This is a genomic window from Pseudomonas sp. LBUM1645 (assembly GCF_059716185.1).
Genome location: NZ_CP166811.1, coordinates 3,115,504 through 3,128,120, shown reverse-complemented (window position 1 = coordinate 3,128,120; position 12,617 = coordinate 3,115,504). Strand labels below are relative to the sequence as shown.

Here is a 12,617-nt window from a genome sequence, read left to right as displayed (position 1 = left end):
CAATAAAAAACGCCGCCCATCGTGAGATGAGCGGCGTTTTTTTATGCCTGAGCAAATGTGGGACTCACTGCTTTGCTTACCCGAGGACCGAGCGGCCCCAATCGCGAGCAAGCTCGCTCCCACACGGACCGCGCAGATCCTGTGGGAGCGAGCTTGCTCGCGATAGCGGACTCACAGCCCCCACAGAAACATCAGTGGTGATTCAAACTCAGGCCGTCAGCGAATAGATCAACGCCGAAATTGCCACCAGGCCCACCGCCGTCACGAAGACGTTGGAAGCCTGACCGCGATAACGCGCCATGGCCGGAACCTTGCGGATCGCGTACATCGGCATCAGGAACAGGATCGCAGCGATAATCGGGCCACCGAGGGTTTCGATCATCCCGAGAATGCTCGGGTTCAGCGTGGCAACGATCCAGCAGACCACCAGCATGAAGGCGGCAGTCATGCGATCCAGGGTCTTCGGTGTCGGGCGCTTGCCGCTCTTCACGATCAGACCTTTAAGACCTTCGCTGGCGCCGATGTAGTGACCCAGGAACGACTTGGAAATGGCCACGAACGCAATCAACGGCGCCGCGAAGGCGATGGTCGGGTTGCTGAAGTGGTTGGCCAGGTACGACAGGATCGACAGGTTCTGCGCCTTGGCTTCAGCCAATTGCGCTGGCGACAGGGTCAACACGCAACTGAACACGAAGAACAGCACCATCACTACCATCAAGGCGTGGGCGCGGGACAGGATCTGCGAGCTGCGCTCTTCGGCGTGATCGCCATAACGACGCTTCTGGTCCACCGCAAACGCCGAGATGATCGGTGAATGGTTGAACGAGAACACCATCACCGGAATCGCCAGCCACAGCGTGTGCAGCAATGCCGACGGTTCTGGCAGCGTCGACGCGGTGGCGAGAATGCCGCCGTTCCAGTGGGGAATCAGGAACACGGCGAGGAACAGCAGCGCAACAATGAACGGATAAACCATCAGGCTCATGGCCTTGACGATCGCCTGTTCGCCACAACGTACCACCGCCAACAGGCCGAGGATCAGCACCAACGACAGCACGGCGCGCGGTGGCGGCATGATGTGCAGTTGATGCTCGAGGAAACTGCCCACGGTGTTGGTCAGGGCCACGCTGTAGATCAACAGGATCGGGAAGATCGCGAAGAAGTACAGCAAGGTGATCAGCGCGCCAGCCTTGATCCCGAAGTGCTCTTCCACGACTTCAGTGATGTCCGCGCCTTCGCGTCCGGACAACACAAAACGGGTCAGGCCACGGTGTGCGTAAAACGTCATGGGGAACGCCAACACCGCCAGGACCAGCAACGGCCAGAAGCCGCCCAGACCCGCGTTAATCGGCAAAAACAGCGTGCCAGCCCCAATGGCCGTGCCAAACAGGCCCAGCATCCAGGTGGTGTCATGGCGATTCCAGCTCTCAAGTGTCGCTGGTGCCGCCGATACATAGCGTTCGTCGACGCTATTGGCCTGATCATTCATCCGGTGGGATCTCCGCATTCCGGTCAGTTGCTACCCGGTCAGGGCGAGTCGGAAAAATCCGACAGGCAGCGCCCTGGCCGAAACAGGGGCGCGATTGTCCGGGATTAATGAGCAGAAGCAAAGACTTAGCTGAGGAGTGGTTGTGCGGATCAGATCCTCTGGCACCCTTTATTAAATAGATGTTTTAAAAAATCTATTCAATAAAGGATTGTCGTCATGTAATTTCGATCCCGACTGCTGACCGGTAACACTAATTTCGGAGCCCTCTCATGCCACTCGTTCGCGTCGATATCAAAAAGCATCAAGACCCGACTTATGCCAAACGTGTCGGGCAATTGATCTACGCCGCCATGCACAGCGCCATTGGCGTGCCGGAGAACGATAACTTCCAGATTCTTGCCGAGCACGATGAACAGCACTTCATCTTCGATCCCGGCTACCTGGGCATCAATCGCACCGACAATCTGGTGGTGATTCAGATCACCCTGAGCGAAGGCCGCACCATCGAGCAGAAAAAACTCCTCTACAAAACCATTGCCGAGAGCCTTAACGCGGAACTCGCGGTGCGCCTGGAAGATGTGTTCATCAATCTGGTGGAGGTCAAGAAAGAGAACTGGTCGTTTGGCAATGGCATAGCCCAGTACGCCCTCTGATTTCTACCTTTTATATACCTGTGAGCCACCAATGCCCCGAGTCTCCCGCAAACAAGCCGAACTCAACCGCGAGATCATCGTCGAGGCCGCCACGCGTCTGTTTCGCGAACGCGGCCTGCACGGGATCAGTGTCGTCGAGGTGATGGGCGCGGCCGGCCTCACCCATGGCGGGTTCTATGGTCACTTCGAATCCAAGGAAGCGCTGGCGCAAGAGGCGTGCAGCCGGGCGTTCACCCAATCGATGGAACGCTGGAAGCAGAAAATAGAGGGTAACGATGACAGTCTCTCGGCCCGCGAGAGCATCATTGCGCCCTACCTGTCCGCGGCCAATCGCGACAATCCGGGTGAAAGCTGCCCGGTGACCGCGTTTGCTGGCGACATGTGTCATGAAACCGCTGAAAGCGGATTGCACCAGACCTACACCCAAGGGCTGGAGGCATTGCTGCAGATGCTGGCACCGCTGATGGGCGCGGATCAGCCCGAAGCCAATCGGCAAAAAGCGCTGGTGGATTATTCGCTGATGGTCGGCGCCCTGACCCTGGCCCGCGCAACCCGGGGTGACGCCTTGTCCGATGAAATTCTCGACGCAGCCCGGACATTTCTCACCTCGGACACGGCCATTGACACACCCGCGACGCCGACAGCATGATCGGCCTCATGAATATTCCTGCGCTGAACCTCACCCGCACCACCACGACCGCTAACGGCGGGTCGTGCGGTGGCTGGCTGAGATAAACACAGCGCAGTGAACCCAAGGCCCCGCCAGCAATGGACGGGGCCTTGTCGTTTCTCCCGTCCGTTCGGCACTTTTCGTACGACACCCAAGGAGAAACACCCATGTCATCAGCACTGTTGATCATCGATATGCAGGTCGGTCTGTTCCACGGCCCGGAAAAACCCTACGACGGTGAACGGGTACTGGCGAACATTCAGCATCTCATTCGTCAGGCCAGGGAGCGCAACCTGCCGATCTTCGCGGTGCGCCATACCGGCCCTCAAGGTTCGCCCATCGAAGTCGGTAGCCCCTTCTGGCAGCTATTGCCCGCACTGGACCTGGATGCCAGCACCGACATCCTGTTCGACAAAACCCGACCCAATGCCTTTTACGCCACCGCGCTGGCGGAGCAACTGCGGGCTAGCGGCATCAATGAGGTGTTCATCGCCGGCATGAAAACCCAATACTGCATCGACAGCACCTGCCGGGCTGCGGCCGAGTTGGGGTTCAAACCCATACTCGTGGCCGATGCGCATACCTGCATGGACACACCGGCGCTGCCGGCCCGGTCGATCATCGAACACCATAACGCGACGTTGAACGGTGCCTTCGCAAAGGTGTTGAACACCGTGGATATGTAAGCGCTACGGAACGCTCCTACACTGAGGTCGAAGGCCACAAGCCTGCTATCTTTGGTAAATGCCAAACCGTTGCGGAATCAGCAATTTGAAGCAACGTTTTGAAGCAACTTTCGAGCCTCGACTTTCCGATGCGCACAGGAGCCCAGCATGCCCGCAACCGTTCTGGTACTGGTTGAAACCATCAATGATTACCTGCCGATTCTCGAACATCAGGGGTTTCACCTGATTCTGGCGCCCACGCCTGCCGAGCGCGCCGATGCCATTACACGGCATGGCGCGCAGATCGATGCGGTGCTGACCCGCGGCCCATTGGGCCTGTATGCCGACGAAATCGCCGCCCTGCCCAATCTCAAGATCATCTGCGTGATCGGCGCCGGCTACGAACACGTCGACCTGCAAGCCGCCGCCAACCGGGGCATAACGGTCACCAATGGCGCCGGCGTCAATGCCTCTTCAGTCGCCGACCATGCCATGGCGATGCTGCTGTCGCTGGTGCGTGACATTCCCCGTTGCGACGCCGCCGTGCGCCGGGGTGAGTGGCCGAAAATCATGCGCCCGTCCCTGGCCGGCAAGCACTTGGGCATCCTGGGGCTCGGTGCTGTCGGCATGGCCATCGCCAAACGCGCCGCCCACGGCTTCGACATGACGGTCAGTTACCACAACCGCCAGCATCGCAGCGATGTGCCGTACAGCTTCCGCTCGACGCCCACCGAGTTGGCACGGGAATCAGACTTTTTGGTCGTCGCGACCCCCGGAGGGCTGGGCACCAAACACCTGATCAACAAACAAGTTCTCGACGCCTTGGGCCCCCAGGGGTTCATCGTCAACATCGCACGAGCCAGTGTGATAGTCACCGCAGACCTGATCAGCGCGCTTGAGCAGCGCAGGATTGCCGGCGCTGCGCTGGATGTCTTCGACACAGAACCCCAAGTACCCAATGCCTTCAAGGCGTTGGCCAATGTGATCCTCACCCCGCATGTCGCCGGTTTGTCCCCGGAAGCCACTCAAGGCACCGTGGAGCTGGTAGGCCGCAATCTGGTGGCGTTCTTCACCGGCAATCCGGTATTGACCCCGATTGCCCTGCCATCGACGACGAGCATGATCTGACCACCATTCAAACAGGTGTATCAAAAACAATGATTGCCCGGCAACACGCTCACCTATAAGGGCGTTTCGTGGTTGTGGGTGTCGGGTGTGCGCATTAGATTAGCCAATAGTCTCAGGCCTCCAGAATAAGCAGAAGGGATAAGCATGGCGCTTACTGACCAGTCCACCCGTATCCGCACCGGCGAAGAACTCGATGCCAGCCTGATCGATCCGTACCTCAAGGCCCACATTCCGGGCCTGAGTGGTTTGCCGCAGATCAGCCAGTTTCCAGGCGGTGCGTCGAACCTCACCTACTTGCTGGAATACCCCGAACAGGAGTTCGTCCTGCGTCGGCCGCCCTTTGGCCACAAGGCCAAGTCCGCCCACGACATGGGCCGCGAATTTCGCATCCTCAATCAGCTCCGTGACGGTTTTCCGTACTGCCCCAAAGCCTACGTGCACTGCACCGACGAATCGGTGATCGGCGCCGAGTTCTATGTGATGGAGCGGGTCAAGGGGATCATCCTGCGCTCCGAACTGCCGCCGGAACTGGGTCTGGACTCAGCGAAAACCGAAGCGCTGTGCAAAAGCTTCATCGACAAATTCGTTGAACTGCACCGGGTCGACTACAACGCCTATGGCTTGGGCGACCTTGGCAAACCCGAAGGTTATGTCGCGCGGCAGATCAAAGGCTGGAGCGATCGCTACGAGAAAGCCCTGACCCCGGACGCGCCGAAGTGGGAAGCGGTCAAAGCCTGGCTCAACGACAAGATGCCGGCCGATCACCCGACCTCCAGCATCGTCCACAACGACTACCGCTTCGACAACGTGATCCTCGACCCGAACAACCCGATGGACATCATTGGCGTGCTCGACTGGGAACTGACCACCCTCGGCGACCCGCTGATGGACCTGGGCAATACCCTCGCCTACTGGATTGAAGCCGACGACCCGGCACCGGTGCAACTGATGCGCCGCCAGCCGAGCCACGCGCCGGGCATGCTGACCCGCCGCGAGTTCGTCGATTACTACGCCGAGCGTTCAGGCATCCAGATCGACAACTTCGATTTCTACTACACCTACGGCCTGTTCCGCCTGGCCGGCATCGTGCAGCAGATCTACTACCGCTTCTTCCATGGTCAGACCCAGGACAAACGCTTCGCGCAGTTCATTCACATGAACAAACTGCTGGAGCAGATGAGCCTGCAAGTCATTTCGAAATCCAGCCTCTGATCAAGCCACTGGCCCCAATAACAAGACTTTTTATAAGAGAATCCCATGTCCAAGACTCAGTTGTTCGACCTCGACGGCAAAATCGCATTCGTGTCTGGCGCCAGCCGCGGTATCGGTGAAGCTATTGCCAAACTGCTGGCCCAACAAGGCGCCCACGTGATCGTCTCGAGCCGCAAACTCGACGGCTGCCAGCACGTAGCTGACGCGATCATTGCCGCCGGCGGTAAAGCTACTGCGGTGGCTTGCCACATCGGTGAAATGGAACAGATCAGCCAGGTCTTCGCCGGCATCCGCGAACAATTCGGGCGCCTGGACATCCTGGTCAACAACGCGGCGACCAACCCGCAGTTCTGCAACGTACTGGACACAGACCTCAGCGCTTTCCAGAAAACCGTCGACGTGAACATCCGCGGCTACTTCTTCATGTCGGTGGAAGCCGGCAAGCTGATGCGCGAAAACGGCGGCGGCAGCATCATCAACGTCGCCTCGATCAACGGCATCTCGCCGGGAATCTTCCAGGGCATCTACTCGGTGACCAAAGCAGCGGTCATCAACATGACCAAAGTGTTCGCCAAGGAATGCGCGCAGTTCGGCATCCGCTGCAACGCCCTGCTGCCGGGTCTGACCGACACCAAGTTCGCTTCGGCGCTGGTAAAGAACGAGGCTATTTTGAACACCGCATTGCAGCAGATTCCGCTCAAGCGTGTGGCGGATCCGAGTGAAATGGCGGGGGCGGTGTTGTATCTGGCGAGTGATGCGTCGAGTTACACCACTGGGGTTTCGTTGAATGTGGATGGTGGGTTCTTGTCCTGATCCGATTTACCGGATGAACAAAAGGCAGCCTTAGGGCTCCCTTTTTTTTTGCCCTAACTGATCGTTCCCACGCTCTGCGTGGGAACGATCACGACTGAGAACTTATTTTCTATTATTTGCAATAAGTGAATATTTATTCCATAAATAGCCCTCCTGAAAACAAAATCCCAAAAGGACCCCGGCTATGCGTGAACTCGGTATCGGACTCATCGGCACAGGTTTCATGGGCCGCGCCCATGCCTTGGCGTTTCGCAACGTCAGTGCGGTTTTCGAACTGCCCCTCAAGCTCAAACTCGCCGCCCTGGCCGACGCCGATCCGCAGCGTGCCCGCCACTGCGCCGATGCCTGGGGGTTCGACACCGCTCATAGCGACTGGAAGCAACTGATCGATGACCCCAAGGTCAATCTGATCGCCATCACCACGCCCAATCACTTGCACTACCCCATGGCCATGGCCGCCGTCGCCGCCGGCAAACCGGTGTATTGCGAGAAGCCGTTGGCGGTGAGTCTGGAACAGGCCGACGCCATGCGTCTGGCGGCCAAAGCGGCGGGCGTGGTGACGCGGGTGGGTTACAACTATCAGCACAACCCGATGATCGCGCTCGCCCGGGAGCTGATTGAAAACGGCGACTTGGGTCAGATCATCAGTTTCCAGGGTGAATTCAGCGAAGACTTCATGGCCGATCCCGCGTCACCCTGGTCGTGGCGTTGCGATGCCGATCATGCCGGTGGCGCACTGGCCGATCTGGGCAGCCACTTGTTGGCCATGGCCCGCTATCTGGTGGGCGATGTCGAGGCAGTGAGCGCCGACACCCAGACCGTGCACCGGCAACGTCCTTCCACGGTTGGCAGCACGGAACAACGCAGTATCGCGGTCGACGATCAGGTCCACGCTTTGTTGCGGTTTGCCAACGGCGCCCGTGGCACGTTCAGCAGCAGTTGGCTCAAGCACGGCTACAAGAATCACCTGAGTTTCGAAATCAGCGGCACCCGAGGGACTTTGGTGTTCGATCAGGAACGCCTGAATGAACTGCGTCTGTTTCGTGCCGGCCAGGACGGTTTCCAGCGATTGCTGGCAGGGCCGAATCTGCCAGGTTATGCGGCGTTCAGCCCGGCAGCAGGGCATCAGCTCGGCTACAACGAACTCAAGACATTGGAAGTCCATGATCTGGTGATGGCGCTGGCAGGCTTGTCTCAGGGTGGAACCGATTTCGAACAGGCGTGGGAAGTCGAACGCCTGGCGACGGCCATCCGGTTGGCAGCGCGGGAGTCGCGTTGGGTCAGGATCGAGGAAGTCTGAGCGAAACGCGCGGATACCCGCCAGCAGCACAGCGCCGCTGGCGGTTCAACGTGAGCAGATGGACGCTTACTGAGTGACGCAACGAGTAAGCGTCGTTTCCCGGGTCACTTGCCCCTCAGCCCGCATATCGCCTTGCACATCGGTGTTTTCAGTGGTCTGGCAGGTGCGCACAGGGGGTGGAGGCGGCGCGGCGGGAGGTGGCGGTGGAGGACTCGCACAACCGCCCAGAATCGCTATCCAGAGTGCGAACGACAGTGTTGCAAAAATGCGTTTCCCAAGACTTTTCATAGGTTGACCCGCGGTAAGTGATCGACATATTTCCGCGACCCAACTGCTTCACCGCGAACTCGCGGACCGGTCACAGAAAAAATACTCTCGTATTCTTTATACGACCGCCGGCAAAACCCGACAGTTCCTAGGACGTCTCGCGACAATGCAACGTGTTGCTCTCGAGTTCATAACGCAGCTCTTCGATCAAAGCTGCCACCGACTGCGGCGTTCTGAGGTTGGCCACACTCAACCCGGTGACCACCAGATCTACCTGCCCCGACACCGGATGATAGAGCTTCACCGTCAGTGATTGATCACCGGTAACACTGCAGTCACAGGCCAACGGCGAAAAGCTCCGCTCCAGTTGCATCCGCAATTGCGCTACATAAATCATCCGGCAGTTCCTGTAGCTGTTTTGAAAGGGACGCGATACCCGAAGACCTGTATCGCACCCTTACAGCCTAAGAACTGCCGCCCCCGTCCAGAACATGAATTTGCACCCCCTCGAGTAGTGCATTTGCACCTAACGCTGGGCCTTGGGCCGCCACTCGCTGGAGAACAAACCGCGCTCGCGAGCCCAGACAATCGCCTCGCTACGACTGTGAACATCGAGCTTGGAATACACCGTCGACACATGGTTGCGCACCGTGTTCGGCGCGAGCTTCAGCCGCGCGGCGATTTCCTTGTCGGCCAGGCCTTCGCAGATCAGGCCGAGCACATCCCGCTCACGGGCAGTCAGGTCGGTGAAAGACACGCTAGGCAACCGCGGCGAGTTGACGTTTTTGACGTTAGCGAGCTTCTCGATGAGCGTGCGGCTGAACCAGGAAGCGTCTTTCATCACCTCTTCGATCGCCGACACCAACTCCAGCTCTGTGCGTTTACGCTCGGTGATGTCCATAAATACCAGCAGGTAGCAGGGACTGTCCTGAATGTTCACGGTATCGGCCGAGACCGCGCAATCGATCAGTCCGGTGTCTTTCTTACGGAGGCTGACATCGATGCGATCCAGGCTTCCGGTTTTCTCCAGGGTTGCGAATAGCCGTGTATGTGCGCCCTTGTCATGGATGAAGTCGATCTCTGCGATGGTCCTACCGAGCACTTCCTCACTGGGATACGCAAGCGTATCGAGGAAGGCTTCATTGACGTCCATCACCACCTGATCGCTGGCGTTGCACACCAGGATCGGCACCGGGGTCAGTCGAAAAGCCTTGGCGAAACGTTCCTCGCTTTGGCGCAGGGCGACTTCGGCTTTATACCGAGGCTCTATGTCGACGAAGGAAAACAGCATGCAGGCTTCATCGTTCAGCTCAAGAGGCTGGCCGGCGACAATCACCTGTTTGCTGCCACCGTCGTGTAACTGCAGCTGAGCCTGCATTTGCGGAATGGTCGCCCCTTCGCGTAAACGCTGCTTGGCCAGGTCTTTGTTTTCGGCGCCCTCCAGCACGTCCAGTTCATAGGTCGAACGGCCGATCACCTGATCACGGGCATGGCCGGTCATCTCCAGGAAGCCCGGGTTGACTTTGATGTAGCGCAAATCGCTGAGGCGACAGATCACCGCCGGGGCTGGGTTGGCATTGAAGGTTTTTTCGAAACGCTGCTCGGCGCTGGCCCACTCCGTGACGTCGTTCATGATCAGCACCAGCGACTCCGGCTTGCCAGCACTGTCGGCCAACACCATGCTGCGCACGCTGTGAACCCAGGTGCGCTCTTCGTCGTCCGCCGGTGTCACCTCAACCAACACATCACTGAAGGACTCGCCTCGGGCAACGCGGCTGATCGGATAATTGTCGACCTGAACCGGATGATTATTGCGATAACGCAAGGCGAAGCGCTTGGCGTACTCCCTGGCATTCGCCCCCAGCTCGCCGAGCTGCCCGACGCCGTGCATGGCCAACGCGGCGTCATTGGCCCAAAGGAGGGTCTGGTCGAGTTCGAGCAGAATCACCCCATCGGACAGGCCGGCGATGATCTGCTGCAACTGACGGCGATTGGTTTCGGTGGTCAGGACGTCCTGGCTCATTGGATCTCCACGCGTGCGGCGGCGCATTCATGCGCCGCCCTGTGAAGATTACGACCGCGGGCAATCATGATCGTGCAGATATGCCGGGGAACACGGGTGTAGGAGCTGCCGAAGGCTGCGATCTTTTGATCTTCAGCCACCCAACTAACGTCGAAATCAAAAGATCGCAGCCTGCGGCAGCTCCTACATTGATCGCGTACATCCGTGGAATTTGCAGGCGTACGCAACCCTCTGTAGGAGCTGCCGAAGGTTCGGGCCGCGTTCGGACGATCTTTTCGGCGTACTCGAAATATTACGAAAATGCTTTGGCCAACGACAGAAACACCATCAGCTAAAGTTCATCTGCCAACACATTTCAAGGAGGGCAAGGAATGCCTGTCGCTGCAAATGGATGTCGTCTTCGCAAAGCTCGATTTTCGGAATCTGGTCGTATTTATCTGCTGACCGCTATCGCTCATCAGAGAGAACCGGTGTTCGCAGATTGGCGACTGGGACGGCTTCTGGTCGATCAACTGCGTTGTGCCGATGAAGCGTCGCTAGTGACCTCAATGGCCTGGGTGGTGATGCCGGATCACCTGCATTGGTTGATGGAACTGAAGCACGGCACGTTGGCCGAGCTGATGTGTCGAATCAAATCCAGAAGCAGCCGTTCGATCAATATTGCACGGCAGAAGCAGGGCCGATTATGGCAACGGGGGTATTACGACCGGGCATTACGTCGTGATGAAGACTTGAAGGATGCCGCACGTTACATCGTCATGAATCCGTTGCGTGCGGGGTTGGTGAAACGGGTGGGGGATTATCCGTTGTGGGATGCCATTTGGCTTTGAAAGGTCAAGATCAAAAGATCGCAGCCTGCGGCAGCTCCTACAGGGCGTACATCAATCCCATGTAGGAGCTGCCGCAGGCTGCGATCTTTTGACTATTGCACTTGCAACGATGCATCCAGCCCCGCCAACTTCTCCGGATTACGCATGATAAAAATCCTGCTCACCCGCCCCGCTTCATCAAAACCAAACGTCATCGATGCAGTAATGACCCCGTCCGCCTTGATGATCACACCTTGGGCGCCATTGATTTCGCTGGGCAGCCATTCGCAAGTCTGCCAATAGACGTGCAACGACTGGCCAATGAAATCCAGCACGCTGGAAATGCCAGACAACGTTTCGCGGATGGCCGAGGCCTTGCCGCCGCTGTCGGCGCAGAGTTCGACGTCTTCGCTCAGCATCGCGGTCAAGGAAGCGGTCGAGCCGCTGGCGATGGCGCGATGGAAGGCGCTGAGCAATTGGTCCTGGCGTGCCGGTTCCGGCTGAAAGCGCGTTTGTCCGCTGCCCAGGCTGGCCTTGGCCCGGGACACCAGTTTGCGGCACGCAGCCTCTTGAACCCCGACCGCATCCGCGACTTGCGCGTAATCCATGTCGAAAATTTCGTAGAGTAAATACGCCGCACGCTCCTTGGGGGTTAGCCGTTCCAGCAACAACAGGAACGCGGTGGACAGCGACGAGGCCAGTTCATGCCTGTGTTCGGGTGAATCCTGGTGAGTGGTGTGAATCGGTTCCGGCAGCCAGGTGCCGATGTAATCAACCCGCGACTTGTGAGCCGAGCGCAGCAGATCGATGCAGTGCCGGGTGCAAGCCGTAGTCAGCCAGGCGGCCGGCGTGGCAATGGCGGCGCGGTCGGCCTCCAGCCATTTGATGAACAGCTCTTGCACGACATCCTCGGCTTCGGCGCGGGAGCCGAGGATGCGATACGCCAGACCGAGCAAAAAGGGCCGGCGCTGCTCGAACACAGCGGCGGCGTTTTCGGCGGAGTTCATCAATCAGTGCCTCGACACCTGCAAACGGTTCCACAGGTTGATCATGCCGATCTCGGCCGTCAAGGCACCGATTTGCGCGTCGTTGAAGTGCTCGCGCAAGTCACCGCGCAGGCTGGCGTAGTCGGTCTTTTCATCGAGTACGGTGAGTGCTTCGGTCCAGGCCAGGGCGGCGCGTTCGGAGGCAATGAAATCGCTGACGTGGCGCCAGACGATCAGGCGGTCCAGGCGTTCGTTGGTTTCATTGGCTTCACGGGCTTCGCGGGTGTGCATCTTCACGCAGAAACCGCATTGGTTGATCTGCGACGCACGCAGGTGCAGCAGGTGTTTGAGGGTCGGGTCCAGGTCGTGGCTGTCGAGGGTAACGTGGACCTGGGTCAGGCTTTCGAACACCTGAGGAATCGATTGCAGCAGGTTGACCGGTTGGGTGTTGGGCGACATCGTGTTGCTCCACTGTTTGGGGGATTCAACAGGATGACGATCCAGCACCATGGTTTGTGACACATGAAGAGCAACATCAAAAGATCGCAGGCTGCGCCAGCTCCTACATGGGAATGCGTGCCCCTGTAGGAGCTGGCGCAGCC

At 58.6% G+C, this 12,617-nt stretch carries 13 protein-coding genes; 8 read left to right on the top strand and 5 right to left on the bottom strand.

Annotation, left to right across the window (positions count from 1 at the left end; genetic code table 11):
- Positions 1-208: 208 nt before the first annotated feature.
- Positions 209-1,489, bottom strand: a complete 1,281-nt coding sequence (locus tag ACA079_RS14120; RefSeq protein ID WP_497703991.1) for a serine/threonine transporter — start codon at positions 1,487-1,489, stop codon at positions 209-211.
- 269 nt (positions 1,490-1,758) lie between these two features.
- Here ACA079_RS14120 and ACA079_RS14115 point away from each other — a divergent pair, with 269 nt between their 5' ends.
- The 7 genes from ACA079_RS14115 (at position 1,759) to ACA079_RS14085 (ending at position 7,930) form a co-directional block, all read left to right on the top strand.
- Entirely contained in the window at positions 1,759-2,142 is a 384-nt protein-coding gene (locus ACA079_RS14115) for a tautomerase family protein (RefSeq protein ID WP_497703990.1), read from the top strand.
- Positions 2,143-2,173: 31 nt separating this feature from the next.
- A complete protein-coding gene (locus ACA079_RS14110) occupies positions 2,174-2,791 on the top strand; it encodes a TetR/AcrR family transcriptional regulator (protein ID WP_497703989.1) in 618 nt (205 codons plus the stop codon).
- 188 nt (positions 2,792-2,979) lie between these two features.
- Positions 2,980-3,498 (top strand): cysteine hydrolase family protein, encoded by a 519-nt coding sequence (locus tag ACA079_RS14105; protein WP_497703988.1) that lies wholly within the window; start codon positions 2,980-2,982, stop codon positions 3,496-3,498.
- A gap of 147 nt (positions 3,499-3,645) precedes the next feature.
- Positions 3,646-4,605 (top strand): 2-hydroxyacid dehydrogenase, encoded by a 960-nt coding sequence (locus ACA079_RS14100; RefSeq protein ID WP_497703987.1) that lies wholly within the window; start codon positions 3,646-3,648, stop codon positions 4,603-4,605.
- A gap of 144 nt (positions 4,606-4,749) precedes the next feature.
- Positions 4,750-5,817, top strand: coding sequence for a phosphotransferase family protein (locus tag ACA079_RS14095; protein ID WP_497703986.1), 1,068 nt, complete (start codon positions 4,750-4,752; stop codon positions 5,815-5,817).
- 45 nt (positions 5,818-5,862) lie between these two features.
- On the top strand, positions 5,863-6,630 hold the full coding sequence (locus ACA079_RS14090) for an SDR family oxidoreductase (RefSeq protein ID WP_008149805.1): 768 nt from the start codon (positions 5,863-5,865) through the stop codon (positions 6,628-6,630).
- Between the two features lie 184 nt (positions 6,631-6,814).
- Positions 6,815-7,930 carry a Gfo/Idh/MocA family protein gene (locus ACA079_RS14085; protein WP_497703985.1) on the top strand — a complete coding sequence of 372 codons (1,116 nt, stop codon included), beginning with the start codon at positions 6,815-6,817 and terminating at the stop codon, positions 7,928-7,930.
- Between the two features lie 415 nt (positions 7,931-8,345).
- On the opposite strand, the gene ACA079_RS14080 is transcribed toward ACA079_RS14085, so the two are convergent.
- Together ACA079_RS14080 and ACA079_RS14075 are read right to left on the bottom strand one after the other, a co-directional pair.
- Positions 8,346-8,594, bottom strand: coding sequence for a DUF1652 domain-containing protein (locus ACA079_RS14080; RefSeq protein WP_497703984.1), 249 nt, complete (start codon positions 8,592-8,594; stop codon positions 8,346-8,348).
- Positions 8,595-8,723: 129 nt separating this feature from the next.
- Positions 8,724-10,220, bottom strand: a complete 1,497-nt coding sequence (locus tag ACA079_RS14075; protein WP_497703983.1) for a helix-turn-helix transcriptional regulator — start codon at positions 10,218-10,220, stop codon at positions 8,724-8,726.
- Positions 10,221-10,591: 371 nt separating this feature from the next.
- On the opposite strand from ACA079_RS14075, the gene ACA079_RS14070 reads away from it, so the two are divergent.
- The gene (locus tag ACA079_RS14070) at positions 10,592-11,050 is read left to right on the top strand and encodes an REP-associated tyrosine transposase (protein WP_497703982.1); all 459 of its coding nucleotides are present in this window, start codon (positions 10,592-10,594) and stop codon (positions 11,048-11,050) included.
- A gap of 92 nt (positions 11,051-11,142) precedes the next feature.
- On the opposite strand, the gene sigJ is transcribed toward ACA079_RS14070, so the two are convergent.
- Positions 11,143-12,036 (bottom strand): RNA polymerase sigma factor SigJ, encoded by an 894-nt coding sequence (gene sigJ / locus ACA079_RS14065; protein WP_497703981.1) that lies wholly within the window; start codon positions 12,034-12,036, stop codon positions 11,143-11,145.
- 3 nt (positions 12,037-12,039) lie between these two features.
- The gene (locus ACA079_RS14060; RefSeq protein ID WP_497703980.1) at positions 12,040-12,474 is read right to left on the bottom strand and encodes a carboxymuconolactone decarboxylase family protein; all 435 of its coding nucleotides are present in this window, start codon (positions 12,472-12,474) and stop codon (positions 12,040-12,042) included.
- Positions 12,475-12,617: the final 143 nt, after the last annotated feature.

What these genes read in the sequence shown, in the direction of transcription:
- ACA079_RS14120 (WP_497703991.1), bottom strand. Translation starts at nt 1,489, where the DNA reads ATGAATGATCAGGCCAATAGCGTCGACGAACGCTATGTATCGGCGGCA.
- ACA079_RS14115 (WP_497703990.1), top strand. Translation starts at nt 1,759, where the DNA reads ATGCCACTCGTTCGCGTCGATATCAAAAAGCATCAAGACCCGACTTAT.
- ACA079_RS14110 (WP_497703989.1), top strand. Translation starts at nt 2,174, where the DNA reads ATGCCCCGAGTCTCCCGCAAACAAGCCGAACTCAACCGCGAGATCATC.
- ACA079_RS14105 (WP_497703988.1), top strand. Translation starts at nt 2,980, where the DNA reads ATGTCATCAGCACTGTTGATCATCGATATGCAGGTCGGTCTGTTCCAC.
- ACA079_RS14100 (WP_497703987.1), top strand. Translation starts at nt 3,646, where the DNA reads ATGCCCGCAACCGTTCTGGTACTGGTTGAAACCATCAATGATTACCTG.
- ACA079_RS14095 (WP_497703986.1), top strand. Translation starts at nt 4,750, where the DNA reads ATGGCGCTTACTGACCAGTCCACCCGTATCCGCACCGGCGAAGAACTC.
- ACA079_RS14090 (WP_008149805.1), top strand. Translation starts at nt 5,863, where the DNA reads ATGTCCAAGACTCAGTTGTTCGACCTCGACGGCAAAATCGCATTCGTG.
- ACA079_RS14085 (WP_497703985.1), top strand. Translation starts at nt 6,815, where the DNA reads ATGCGTGAACTCGGTATCGGACTCATCGGCACAGGTTTCATGGGCCGC.
- ACA079_RS14080 (WP_497703984.1), bottom strand. Translation starts at nt 8,594, where the DNA reads ATGATTTATGTAGCGCAATTGCGGATGCAACTGGAGCGGAGCTTTTCG.
- ACA079_RS14075 (WP_497703983.1), bottom strand. Translation starts at nt 10,220, where the DNA reads ATGAGCCAGGACGTCCTGACCACCGAAACCAATCGCCGTCAGTTGCAG.
- ACA079_RS14070 (WP_497703982.1), top strand. Translation starts at nt 10,592, where the DNA reads ATGCCTGTCGCTGCAAATGGATGTCGTCTTCGCAAAGCTCGATTTTCG.
- sigJ (WP_497703981.1), bottom strand. Translation starts at nt 12,036, where the DNA reads ATGAACTCCGCCGAAAACGCCGCCGCTGTGTTCGAGCAGCGCCGGCCC.
- ACA079_RS14060 (WP_497703980.1), bottom strand. Translation starts at nt 12,474, where the DNA reads ATGTCGCCCAACACCCAACCGGTCAACCTGCTGCAATCGATTCCTCAG.